An 11,968-nucleotide genomic window follows, 5' to 3' on the forward strand; every position below is an offset into this window, starting at 1 on the left:
AGGGGCCGCCTGCGCGAAATCTTGACTAGCTGAAGTCGACGGCGCGGATGGTGTGCGCGCCCACCGTCGCACCGATCGGCTCGAGCACGTTGGCGTCCACGTGGCGGTCGACGCGCAGCAGCATGATCGAGTCGGAACCGTCGGTGCTCTGGCTGATCTGCGCGGCCTCGATGTTGATGCCCGCCTCGCCGAGCAGCGTGCCGACGCGGCCCATCACGCCGGGACGGTCCGGGTACTCGATGACCAGCACGTCGCCCTCGGCGCGCAGGTCGAAGTGCCTGCCCTTGACCTCGACGATCTTCTCGACCTCGTCCTTGCCGGTGACCGAACCGGACACGGTGAGCGTCGCGCCGTCGCCGTGCACCGCGCGAAGGGTGACGAGGCTGCGGAACTTCGGGCTCTCCGACTCGGTGACCAGTTCGGCCTGCACGCCGAGCTCCTCGGCCAGCCGCGGCGCGTTCACGAAGGTGACCTGGTCCTCGACCACGCCCGCGAACAGCCCGCGCAGCGCCGCCAGCTTCAGCACCGCGGTGTCTTCGCTGGAGATCTCGCCCTTGACCTCGACGGTCAGCGACGTCGGGGCCTTCGGGTTCAGCGCGGTCAGCACCTGGCCGAGCTTCTGGGTGAGCGACAGGTACGGCCGCACGTGCTCGCCGACCGCGCCGCCGCCGGACACGTTCACCGCGTCCGGCACGAAGTCGCCGCGCAGCGCCAGCAGCACCGAACGCGCCACGTCCGTGCCCGCGCGGTCCTGCGCCTCGGCGGTGGACGCGCCGAGGTGCGGCGTGACGACGACGTTCGGCAGGTTGAACAGCGGGCTCTCGGTGGTCGGCTCGGTGACGAACACGTCGATGCCGGCGCCGCCGACGTGGCCGCTGCGCACGGAGTCGGCCAGCGCCTCCTCGACGATGAGACCGCCGCGGGCGGCGTTGACGATGATCACGCCGGGCTTGGTCTTCTTGAGCGCCTCGGCGTCGATGAGGCCCTTGGTCTCCGGCGTCTTCGGCAGGTGGATGGAGATCGCGTCGGCGCGTTCCAGCAGCTCGTCGAGGGTGACCAGCTCGATGCCCAGCTGGGCGGCGCGCGCGGCCGAGACGTAGGGGTCGTACGCGATGAGCTTGGCCCCGAAGGCGGCGAGCCGCTGGGCGAACAGCTGGCCGATCTTGCCGAGCCCGACGACGCCGACGGTCTTGCCGTTGATCTCGACGCCGGAGAACGAGCTGCGCTTCCACTCGCCGCCGCGCAGGCTCTGGTCGGCGGCGGGAACGCGGCGGGCGACCGCGAGCAGCAGCGCGACCGCGTGCTCGGCGGCGGAGACGATGTTCGACGTCGGCGCGTTCACCACGAGCACACCGCGCTCGGTGGCGGCCGGGACCTCGACGTTGTCCAGGCCGACTCCGGCCCGGGCGACGACCTTCAGCTGCGTGGTCGCCCCGAGCACCTCGGCGTCGACCTTGGTGGCGGATCGGACCAAGAGCGCGTCGGCGCTCTTCACCGCCTCGAGCAGAGCGGGACGGTCGGTGCCGTCCACGTGCCGGACCTCTACCTCTTCACCGAACACACTCAGCACGGAGGGCGCGAGCTTCTCCGCGATGAGGACTACGGGTTTGCTGGGCTTGGTCACGATGCGGCTCCCACTATCTGGTCACGAAATCGAGGACGCTCTCTCGCGGCGCACGTCGTTGTGCCCGGACTGGCGGGAGTTTAACGCGGTGCACTGACAGCCCGCTGCCCCCGCTGTTCACTTGTTTGTAATCCGGTGAAGACAAGCGCCATCAGGCGCTCTGTACCGCCTTCGCCCGGCAGGTGGGATCCGGCCCAGGAAGCGCCGTGCAGCAACAAAAGCAACTCTTGGACGGTCACGTCGGTGCGGAAAACGCCGGCCGCCTGCGCCCTGTCCACTAGGTGGGACGCGGCGTCGCGCATCGCGTCACAAGACGCGTGCAGCCGCGATTCCGGATCGTCGAAGGCGTCGGCCAGCATTTCGGTAAGGCCACGGTAAACGGCGGAGGCTTCCCCGAAGCCGATGAGCCAGGTGTACAGGGCCTTGAGCGGATCCTCGGAGAGGAGCAGTTCGCGAGCTTTTTCCGCTTGAGTGTCGAATCGCTCCCGCAGCAGCGTCTCGACCAGGTCTTCCCTGGTCGGGAAGTGGCGATAGAGGGTGCCGATCCCGACGCCGGCGCTGCGGGCGACGTCCTCGAGCGAGGCATCGACGCCGCGCTCGGCGAAGGCACGCCTCGCTTCGGTCAGCAGGCGTTCGTAGTTGCGGCGGGCGTCCGCGCGCATCGGCTTGGCGTCGGTCATCTCGGTCCGAGCTTATCCCGTGACAAATCGGAGGAGCCCTCCGTATAGTAACCGGAGGCAGCCTCTGGTTACGGCTGCGTCCTCAGTGGACGTACCGGCCGGGCTGCGCTGGGATCGACGCCGCGCCTCCGCGGCCACGGAACTTTCTTGGAGTCTGTTGTGGATGTGTTCGCAAACCTGCCCACCAGCGCGGAAGGCGGGACGCGATGACAATCGGAATCTGGACGTTCGCCTTTGACGGCAAGGAAATCGGCGAGGTACGCGCGGCCGCGAGCGAGGTCGAGTCGCTGGGTTTCGCCGCGCTGTGGTTCGGCGAGTACCGCGGACGGGAGGCGTTCACTCAAGCCGCGCTGCTGCTGGAGGCGACGACGAAGCTGACTGTGGCGACCGGGATCGCACGCTTTTCCGAACGGTCCGCAGCGGCCGCTGAAGCAGCCGGACGCACGCTGGCTGAGGCCTATCCCGGCCGGTTCACGCTCGGGCTAGGCGGACATCGGCCTGGCGGCGGAGGCAGTGCGATGCAGGACTATCTCGACGCCATGGACGCGGCAGATCTGGATTTCCCCGCCGAGGTCGGTTCGAGTGCACGGCCGCGTCGCCTGCTGGCCGCCCTCGGACCAAAAATGCTGAAACTAGCGGCCACCCAGGCCGACGGTGCCCACACGTATTTCGTCCCTCCGGAGCACACAGCGTCCGCCCGGGAAACGATGGGACCCGACGCCTGCCTAGCCGCCGAACAAGCCGTCGTCCTCGACCCGGATCCCGTGCGGGCACGGCAAATCGCCCGCGAACACGTCGCGACATACGTGCGGCTGGCCCCACACCAACGAGCGAATCTGCGCCGCCTCGGCTACACCGAGGAAGACCTGGCCGACGGCGGCAGCGACCGTCTCGTCGACGCGATCGTGGCCCACCGCAGCGAGAAGGAAGTCGCCGACCGAATCCGCGCACACCTCGACGCCGGCGCGAACCACGTCTGCGTCCAGGTCCTCGGTGCCGGACCGGAGATTCCGCTGGACGGCTGGCGTCGCCTCGCTTTGTTGGCGCTCTGATCCCCGCGGTGGGGCTTTCGGCAGCTTCTCGCGAAAGCCCCACCCCGGCTTGCTTCCGTCGTCTCGCCAAAACCCGGCCGACGTCTCGCCAAGGTCCGACTGACGTCTCGCCAGAATTCGGCAACTGGCCGACCCGCGGTTGCCGACGCCATCCCGCCAACCGTAGGAAAACCCAGCTCACCAGTGATTCGCCACTGAGCGGCGAAACCGCCCGCCTCCGCTGCACGGACACTTCCACCTTTACCGGAGCCATCCCCCGCACACACGGAACTTCCCCTGAACAGGCGACCTAGCCAGGACCGTTTCGCCGCCCAGCGGCCACCACCCCGCTGTTATCTTCGCCAGACGCCTCGCCCGCGTTCGCCCCGGGAGCCGCCGGTGTTCACGAAACTCGCCATCGCCGCGTCCCGGACGGTCGAACTCGTCCTGCTGATACTGGGGATCGTCACCCTCGTCAAGGACGACACCGTCCTCGCCCTTCTCTTCTGGGATCTGCTCGCGCTGGTCTACCTCGGCATCCGGATCGCGCGAGTGTCCCGTAGCCGAAAAATCGACCACACCGACGCCCGATGGCTGAAGGGCGTTCTCGGCCGCCGGCTCGGACTGCTGTTCACGCTGTTGACCAGCCTCGTCGGCGTCACCGGCGGATTGTCGATCGTGTTGCCGGAAACGACCGGCATCGACCCGGCCGACGCGAAAATCGTCGGCGTCCCCGCGGTCCTGCTGGCCTGGGCGATCCTGCACTTCGGCTACGCGGAACGCTACGCCCAGATGTACTACGACAGCCTCCCGACGCAGCACTTCCGCTTCCCCGAAACCGAACGCCCCACGCTCGCCGATTTCACCTATTTCGCGTTCACCATCGGAACAAGCTTCGCGGTCTCGGACGTCGAAACGCGGACGACATCGATCCGTTCCCTGGTGCTCGCGCACAGTGTCCTGTCGTTCATGTACAACACAGCCACGCTCGGCATCGCGGTCAGCGTCATCACCGGCGGACGTTGACCCTTGTGAGTTACAGTGTTTCTCGCGCGGCAGGGGCCGCGTCCTGTCCGCGGAAAGGGCCGAGCCCACCCCCGTACCACGAGTTGCCGAGCTTTCCTTCTTCCCTGCCCGGTGCCGGCGGACCACGGGGCGCGCAAGGGAAGGAAGGACTCCCTGATGACGGCCTTGCCCGCCAACCCCAACCTCGGCCAGCTCCGCAAACAGGCGAAAGAACTCGCCCGCGCCGACTCGGTCGCACTGTCGGAAGCGCAGTTCCGCCTCGCTCGCCGCTACGGATTCCCCAGCTGGCCACAGCTGCAGACGTACGTCCGCCGAATCTCCGAGCATGGCCCGAACGTCCAGCACGCCTACCACCAGGACGTCGAGTACTACCGAGGCCGCGCCGTCGGACTCCTCGCCTCAGCCGAAGACGGCACCCCAGCCGCCCGCGCCGCCTTCGACCGCCACGACCAACCGCTGACCCGCACCGGCGCCTTAACCGTCATCGCTAGGGAGCACGGCTTCCCAACCTGGCGCGCGTTGAAGGCTCATATCGAGGATTTGCCGAAAAACGGCGAACCGTTCGCCCGGGCGTATCAGCTGGTAGAAGCCCGAGACTTGGACGGCCTGTCAACACTGCTGACCGAGGCTCCGCACCTGGCCCACGCTCGAGGCACCAACGGAAACGATCTCCTCGGCATGGCGTCCGCGACCCACGACGAACGCCTCGTCCGCGTCCTGCTCGACCACGGTGCCGATCCCGCTCGAGCCAACGCGCACGGTTGGACTGCCTTACATCAAGCCGCCTACAGCAATTTACCACTGATTGCCGACATGTTGATCAACGCCGGCGCACCCTTGACCGTCTCAGGCCGCGGCGACGGCGGAACACCGCTCGTTGTGGCTCTGTTTTGGGGAAATCGCGCTGTTGCCGAAAAACTGGCAACGCACGAACGGTCCCCTCACAACCTGCGCGTCGCAGCCGGTCTCGGCGACGCCGCACTGCTGGATGAACTCGTCAGTCCAAAGGGGACTCTTTCGCCAGCGGCCGGCGCACACCGTGAGTTCTACCGCCCGCACAGCGGTTTTCCCTTCTGGCAGCCAACGAACGACCCCACGGAAATCCTCGACGAATCCCTAGCCTGGGCCGCCCGTAACAACCAAGCAGCCGCACTCCGCACCCTGACGTCACGCGGCGCAAACCTGAACGCCGATGTCTACCGCGGCACCGCCCTCACCTGGGCAGCGGCGTGTGGCCACTCAGCGGCGACAGAAACCCTGCTGTCACTAGGCGCGAACGTCAACCACGTCGGCACCTTCGGCGGCCCACGCCACGGCGTCGGCGTCACCGCGCTGCACCTGGCCGCCCAGAGCAACCGACTGGACGTCATCGAAATCCTCGCAAACGCCGGTGCCGACCTCACCGCCCGCGACGCCCTCTGGGACAGCACCCCCGAAGGCTGGGCGGAAGCGTGCGACAGCCCCGACGCCCAAGAACTGCTGCAGCGCCTCCGTCGCCACTAATCGGCCACTCTCCGCGCTAGACAATCGGAGTCTGCAGTCCGTATCGTAACGGACTGCAGACTCCGGTTACCTCAGCGCCCTGCGGAGGCCCTCATGCACACCCCACGCGACCTGTTCGACCAGCTCTCCTCTGGAATCACCGACGGCCGCTTCGCCGACCTCGCCCAGCTCTACGCCGAAGACACCGTCGTAGAGCACCCCACCGCAATACCCAGGCCCGGCCGTTTGGAGGGCCGCACCGCATTGCACGACCGTTTCGTCAGCGGCCTCGGCCAAACCCTCCGTCTCAAGCGGCACGACGTGACCATCCACGAAACCGCCGACCCCGAGGTCATCGTCGCCGAATACCAGTACACCGCCGAGTCACGGAAAACCGGCCAGACGACCGAAACGGCCAACATCCAAGTCCTCCGCGCCCGCGACGGACTCCTCACCCACACCCGCGACTATCACGACTACCTGCGCCTGGCCGCCATCCAAAACGCGACCGCCGGCCTAGCCGAGGCATACGCCCAAGCGCCCGCTTACGAACCTCGCCCCATCGCACCTCGCCCGGCCGGGCTCTTCCCCGCGAACAGCCGCGAAGGCGTATTCCAACGAGTCGTCTTCGGCGTCGCCGACGGCCGCTGGTCCGAACTCCCCGACCTCTATGCGGCGAAAACCGATATCCGACACCCGTTCCTGCCAGGTGCCCCCGTCCTCCGCACTCGAGACGACCTCCGCACCCACTTCGCCGCCGGCGCCGCGCTCGCTCTCCACATCGAGGTGACCGACCTGGTGCTCCACCTGAGCACCGACCCAGAAGTCATCATCGGCGAGTCGACCTATGCAGGCGAAACCAGCGGCGGGGTGCCGTTCCAGGTGAACAACATCTTCGCAATGCGCATCCGAGACGGAGAGATCGTCGAATCCCGCGACTACGGCGACCACCTCGCCCTTGCCGCAGCCACCGGCCGTCTACCGGAACTCATCGCCCGCGTCGCCGAGTAGCGGCAACTCCTCCACGACGTCGCCACCAAACGGCAACACCTCGGCCGACGCTGAACCGCCGTCGCCACTAAGCGGCGACAACCCGATGCCAGACACCTTGACCAATCGGCAACGTCCCCTCGCCGCTCAACGGCAAACCTCGCCACCACGCACGTCGCCGCTCATCGGCAACGACTGGCGCCGACTCCTTCGCCATTCAGCAGCAACTGCCGCCAGCACGGCCACGCCGTTCAATGGGCAGCACTCGTCAGCGCAGCACTAGCCGCTCAACGACGAGCACGCGCCGTCACAGCCTCGCCGCTGAACGGCAACACTGCTCTCGCCACGGAACGGTAAACAACTGCCCTCGCAGCTCTCGCTGCTCAGCCACGTCCCGCAGCTCTCGCCACTGGGCGGCGAATGCCCGCCCCGCTGTCTGGCGGCAACCCATCCCGACGGCTTTCGCCGACCAACGGCAATTCATCCCGCAGGCCGCCATCCAACCGGCCACGCCCACTCGCCGCTGAACCGCAACGCACCCCGCAGCAACTTTCGCCATTAACTGGCAAATACCTCTGACCAGCACCGACACGCCAAATCTCCGCCAGCCAACCGCGCACGCCCTAGTCGCTTCCAGTGACCTCACCGGCGCCACCACGCTCTTCGACAACCTTCGCAAGAGCCGAAGCCACCAACGCCACAGCCGGATCCCCATCCCCCGCCAACCGCCGCAACGCTCCCTGCGCAAGGGTCCCCGGCATCTCCGCAAGCGCCTGCGTCAACCGGATCCGCACCGCGGAATCCGCAGGATGCGCCGCCACCGCATCCATCAACGCGTCGACAATCCCGTCCGCACCCCCATCCGCCAACGCGCCCAAAACCTCAGCCGCCTCGACGTCGTTTCGCCCTTCAACGACCATTTCGACAAGCGTCGGCACCGCCTCCCCGACACCGCGCGCTCCCAATGCAAGCGCCGCATGCCGACGGACCACGGCGTCCGGGCCAGCGAGCGCGTCCATCAACACTGCAGTCGCCTCGTCGCCAGGCAACTCGATGAGCGCCAGAATCGCGCGTCGGCGGATGTCGGCATTCTCCGAGCGGAGACCGGACGCCACGTTAGCCACCATGTCGCCACCGGACCGGGCGAGGGCCCATCGCAAGGCGCCAGCGACGTTCGGATCGGATTCGGCGAGAACTGCCTTGGCCAAGACCTCAGCAGGGACCGGCACATCGTCGGCGGGGGCCAAAACGGCCTGCTGCCGACGCGCGGCACCAGCTGAATTGAGCCCGCGCAGCAGCTCGACGATGCGCAAGGCACCCTCCCATCCGGAGGGTGCCGAGGCATCGACCGCACGGAGCCGGTCGAGCAGTTCCTGCTCCCGTTTCAGCCGGTCCTCGGTCCGCCGGATGAGGTCGCCGACCAGCTCCGCCGGCACGAAGGCCGGGTCCTCCAGCGCCCGGCCGATCTGCCGCAGCGACATCCCGAGCGACCGGAGACTCTCCACGTGGAAGATCCGGCGGATGTCGTCGGCGGAGTACTCGCGATAGCCGCCCACGGTGCGGCCGGTCGGCCGCACCAGCCCGAGGGCGTCGTAATGCCGGAGCATCCGGGTGCTCACCCCCGAGCGGCGGGCGACCTCGCCGATCAGCACGCGGTTTCCTGAGCCCGCTCCGGACCGAGCGCGACGATCCGCTTCGCCTCGTCCACAGCCTGGTCGAAACCGGTGTCCGGGTCACGCAATAGCCGCTCAGTGGCGACAGCGTGCGCCCGGACGGTCGGGTCGGTGCTCGTCAATGCGGCCTCCAGCGCCGGCTCGATCACGGGACCGAGCGCTACCAACGCACGGCTGAGGCTGAGCTGCAGCGTTCGATCGCCGCGGCCGAGTTGCGTCGCCAGTTCTGCGGCCAGCCCGGCCTTGTCCTCGTCTGGCACGAGGACGACTGCCGCCCGCCAGGCGCTTCTCGCGACCTCGTCGTCGGCGTCGCGCAGCAACGATCGGGTGATCGCTGGCCACACGTCCCGGTCGCCGATTTTGGACAACGTGTGCAGCGACTGGCTCCTGGCCTGCGCCGCCGGAGACCGCAGCTCCGCGAGAAGCCGCGGCACCGTGTCCTCCGCCGGGAACCGGGTCAGCGCCCAGGTGAGCATGTCGCGCACGAAAAAGTCCGGCTCGATCGCGCACCGTGCGACGAGCGCCTCGACGAGGCCAGGGCCGTCCGGGTGCGTTCCGATCGTCAGCGCGACCTGCAGCCGCGTCGACGAGTCCCCGGAGCCCAACGCCTCGATCAGCTGCGTGAGCTGGGAATTCATCTGTGTCGAGTTCATCGGGATCACCTCCGCCGACCAGTGAAGACCTTGTCACGATGTCAATGTCAAACCCGGCGGGCAAAAGATCGGCGACAGGAGTCGTCGCCGCCCAGTGGCGAAAGCCGATCTACGCCCGATCCGCACCGACAGCGACGCCGACGATCGTGCACGGTTCCGCACCGTGGTTTCGCCAGGCGTGCCGGGTGCCGTTCTGGACGAGGACGTCGCCTGCTCGCAAGACCGTCTGGTCCCCGTCGTCCAGCTCCAACGTGACCTCGCCCGACACGACCAGCACGTAGTCGAGGCTGTCGGTGGTGTGCATGCCCGGCGCGTCGGGCTCCATCGCGCTGGCCGCGCCGGGCGCCTGCTGCTCCAGCTTCTCCCAGGCTGCCGGTAGGTCGACATCCGGAGACGGCGTCAGCTCGCCAGGCGCGATCGTGTTGATCATGAACCGCGAACCGTCCCGCGGCGGGTAGTGCGCCTCGGCGCGACGCGGCGAACCGTCGTCCGGGAACACTGGCCGCTCGTCCCGGCCCCACAGCCGGTAGATCGCGCAGCCAGGCATCAAATCGGAAGTGAACGGTTCGACGGCGCCGTCGGCGACCACGCGGGACTTGCCGTCGGAGTCGTGTCCGGTGACTACTCGGCGAACCTTCGTATGTGTCATTTCGATCGCCCCTTAATACGAAAGCGTATGGATACTGATGCGTATCCATACGCAACCGTATCCAGCGCGGGAGGAGCCGTCAATACGGTGACGTATCCTCCGCGCATGGTGAACGACTCCCCCCGGCTGTCCGCCCAGGACTGGACGCGGGCCGCGCTGAAGGCGATGGCGGACGGCGGGCTGGCCGCGGTCGCGGTCGAACCGCTCGCGCGGACGCTCGGAGTAACCAAGGGCAGCTTTTACGCGCACTTCCGCAACCGGGACGAGCTGATCACCGCGGCTCTCGCTGATTGGTGGCGAAACCACGGCGAGGCGGGACTCGCCGAGTACGCCGCGATCGCCGATCCGCGGCAACGGCTGCGCGAGCTGCTCACCGCCGTCGTGCGCGCCGTCCAGCCGTTAGCGCCGTCGGTGCACCTCAGCCTGCTCGGCGACCGCAACGACCCTCGGGTCAAGGAAGCAGTCAGCCGGGTCAATCAAGCCCGGCTGAACCTTCTGACCAACACTTACCGCGAACTCGGCCTCCCGCCGGACGAGGCGGCGAATCGGGCGCGTGTCGCTTACGCGGCCATCCTCGGGCTACAGCACCTGGCGCAAACCGAGGCGGACTCGCCGAGCCCCGACGCACTCGCGGACGCGGCGGCCGCGATCTTCCTGCCGTCCTGACAACCAACCCGCGCATACCAATCGCGGCAGCCCTGGCCTCCCAGCGGCGAATCCGCCGGGACAGGCCCCGGCCTCGCTAAGACAGTTTCGCCACCAATCGGCTAATCCCTGGTCAAAGAGGCATTCGCAGACCCGAGAGCCCACCCGCGCGAGCAAGCCGACCACCACCGGATCGCTCGATAAGGTGGCGTTCCTGGCCGCGCGCCGCCGAGGAAGGTGTGATGGAGATGCGGGTGCTCGTCTCGGTCGACATGGAGGGAATCGCCGGGGTGGTCCACGGCGAAGAGGTCATTCCCGGGCACAGCGAATACGAGCGCAACCGCAAGCTGCTCACCGCGGAGGCCAACGCCGCCGTTCGCGGGATCTACGCCTACGACGCGGCCGCGCAGGTACAGGTCACCGAGGCGCACGCGAGCTTCCGGAACCTTCTGCCCGACCTGCTGGACCGACGTGTCGAGTTGCTCCGCGGCACACCTAAACCCGGCGGGATGATGGCGGGATTGGCCGAGGACACGGACGCTGTGCTGTTCATCGGCTATCACGGCAAGGCCGGCACGCCCCGTTCGGTCATGGCGCACACCATCTCCGGCGGAACCGTCGCGGACGTGCGCTGCAACGGTCGTTCCTTGGGCGAACTCGGCCTGAACACCGCGCTCGCGGCGCACTACGGCGCACCGCCCGTGCTGGTAAGCGGCGACGACACCGTGGCGACCGAGGCGGCCGAGGTAGCGCCGGGCATTCGCTCGGTAGTGGTCAAACGCGCGCTGGGTGCTCTCTCGGCGGCGATGCTGCATCCCGATGAGGCATGTGACCGTATCGAGCACGCGGTGCCCGAAGCGCTGGCCGGTCGCGAGGACGTCCGTCCGCTGCGCTTCGACGGCCTGGTCCAGCTGGAAGTCCAGGTACATCGGCCCCGGATGACCGAACACGCGCTGCTGGTGCCGGGAATGGAACTCGCCGACGGCTGCACCCTGCGCTACCAGGCACCGGACTTCCCGACGGCCTATCAGGTCATCGAACTCATCGCGACGCTCGGAGCCGTCTGATCCCGGCCAGCCGGACCCGTCCGCCAGGCCCGCCCCACGAAGATGCACTCAAAACGAGCCTCTGACCTGGACAATCGCGCGCGGGCTTCGGATTCGCCACTAAACGGCGACAGCCGTCCACCAAGCAGATCAGGCCGATTCGCCAGTCAGAAAACCCACGAAAAGCGGAGACCTACGACTCCCCCGGCAACTCGAACTCGCCGTCCCGAACCCCGCGAGTGAACGCGTCCCACTCCGACGGCGTGAACACCAGCACCGCTCCGTCCGGATCCGTCGGCTGCCGGATGGCAACGTAGGTCACCCCGTCCGAATGCGGGACGAACGCGTACTCCGCGCAATGCTCCAGGGTCACGCCCGCCGGTTCGGCGCGGATCCAGGTCGCGCCGGTCAGGTCGAGTTCGTGCCTGATGTGCGCCTTGTCGTCGGTCGGGCGGCTCATCGGCACAGC

12 protein-coding genes are annotated in these 11,968 nt (G+C 67.8%); 6 read left to right on the forward strand and 6 right to left on the reverse strand.

The window, feature by feature from the left end:
* Positions 1–25: 25 nt before the first annotated feature.
* Both serA and AB5I40_RS17910 read right to left on the reverse strand, forming a co-directional pair.
* Positions 26–1,624 carry a phosphoglycerate dehydrogenase gene (serA, locus tag AB5I40_RS17905; RefSeq protein WP_370939647.1) on the reverse strand — a complete coding sequence of 533 codons (1,599 nt, stop codon included), beginning with the start codon at positions 1,622–1,624 and terminating at the stop codon, positions 26–28.
* Between the two features lie 80 nt (positions 1,625–1,704).
* Positions 1,705–2,304 carry a TetR/AcrR family transcriptional regulator gene (locus tag AB5I40_RS17910; protein WP_370939648.1) on the reverse strand — a complete coding sequence of 200 codons (600 nt, stop codon included), beginning with the start codon at positions 2,302–2,304 and terminating at the stop codon, positions 1,705–1,707.
* A gap of 206 nt (positions 2,305–2,510) precedes the next feature.
* Between AB5I40_RS17910 and AB5I40_RS17915 the strand changes: the two genes are divergently transcribed.
* From AB5I40_RS17915 to AB5I40_RS17930, 4 genes are all read left to right on the forward strand, one after another.
* Positions 2,511–3,356, forward strand: coding sequence for a TIGR03620 family F420-dependent LLM class oxidoreductase (locus AB5I40_RS17915; protein WP_370939649.1), 846 nt, complete (start codon positions 2,511–2,513; stop codon positions 3,354–3,356).
* 378 nt (positions 3,357–3,734) lie between these two features.
* Positions 3,735–4,361, forward strand: a complete 627-nt coding sequence (locus AB5I40_RS17920) for a DUF1345 domain-containing protein (RefSeq protein ID WP_370939650.1) — start codon at positions 3,735–3,737, stop codon at positions 4,359–4,361.
* A gap of 156 nt (positions 4,362–4,517) precedes the next feature.
* The gene (locus tag AB5I40_RS17925; protein ID WP_370939651.1) at positions 4,518–5,864 is read left to right on the forward strand and encodes an ankyrin repeat domain-containing protein; all 1,347 of its coding nucleotides are present in this window, start codon (positions 4,518–4,520) and stop codon (positions 5,862–5,864) included.
* Positions 5,865–5,957: 93 nt separating this feature from the next.
* Positions 5,958–6,854: a nuclear transport factor 2 family protein gene (locus AB5I40_RS17930; protein WP_370939652.1), complete on the forward strand. Its 897-nt coding sequence runs from the start codon at positions 5,958–5,960 to the stop codon at positions 6,852–6,854.
* 602 nt (positions 6,855–7,456) lie between these two features.
* Here the strand turns inward: AB5I40_RS17930 and AB5I40_RS17935 are convergent.
* The 3 genes from AB5I40_RS17935 to AB5I40_RS17945 all read right to left on the reverse strand — a co-directional run bounded on the left by AB5I40_RS17935 (position 7,457) and on the right by AB5I40_RS17945 (position 9,808).
* Complete coding sequence (locus AB5I40_RS17935) at positions 7,457–8,485, reverse strand: HEAT repeat domain-containing protein (RefSeq protein ID WP_370939653.1); 1,029 nt, start codon at positions 8,483–8,485, stop codon at positions 7,457–7,459.
* Positions 8,479–9,159, reverse strand: a complete 681-nt coding sequence (locus AB5I40_RS17940) for a HEAT repeat domain-containing protein (RefSeq protein WP_370939654.1) — start codon at positions 9,157–9,159, stop codon at positions 8,479–8,481. Before AB5I40_RS17940 ends, AB5I40_RS17935 begins: the two co-directional genes overlap by 7 nt.
* A gap of 109 nt (positions 9,160–9,268) precedes the next feature.
* Entirely contained in the window at positions 9,269–9,808 is a 540-nt protein-coding gene (locus tag AB5I40_RS17945) for a cupin domain-containing protein (RefSeq protein WP_370939655.1), read from the reverse strand.
* A 105-nt stretch (positions 9,809–9,913) separates the two neighbouring features.
* Here AB5I40_RS17945 and AB5I40_RS17950 point away from each other — a divergent pair, with 105 nt between their 5' ends.
* Entirely contained in the window at positions 9,914–10,474 is a 561-nt protein-coding gene (locus AB5I40_RS17950) for a TetR/AcrR family transcriptional regulator (protein ID WP_370939656.1), read from the forward strand.
* A 221-nt stretch (positions 10,475–10,695) separates the two neighbouring features.
* A complete protein-coding gene (locus AB5I40_RS17955) occupies positions 10,696–11,520 on the forward strand; it encodes a M55 family metallopeptidase (RefSeq protein ID WP_370939657.1) in 825 nt (274 codons plus the stop codon).
* Positions 11,521–11,692: 172 nt separating this feature from the next.
* On the opposite strand, the gene AB5I40_RS17960 is transcribed toward AB5I40_RS17955, so the two are convergent.
* Complete coding sequence (locus tag AB5I40_RS17960) at positions 11,693–11,959, reverse strand: DUF397 domain-containing protein (RefSeq protein ID WP_009074021.1); 267 nt, start codon at positions 11,957–11,959, stop codon at positions 11,693–11,695.
* Positions 11,960–11,968: the final 9 nt, after the last annotated feature.

The organism is Amycolatopsis sp. cg13, from assembly GCF_041346965.1.
Lineage (GTDB): Bacteria > Actinomycetota > Actinomycetes > Mycobacteriales > Pseudonocardiaceae > Amycolatopsis.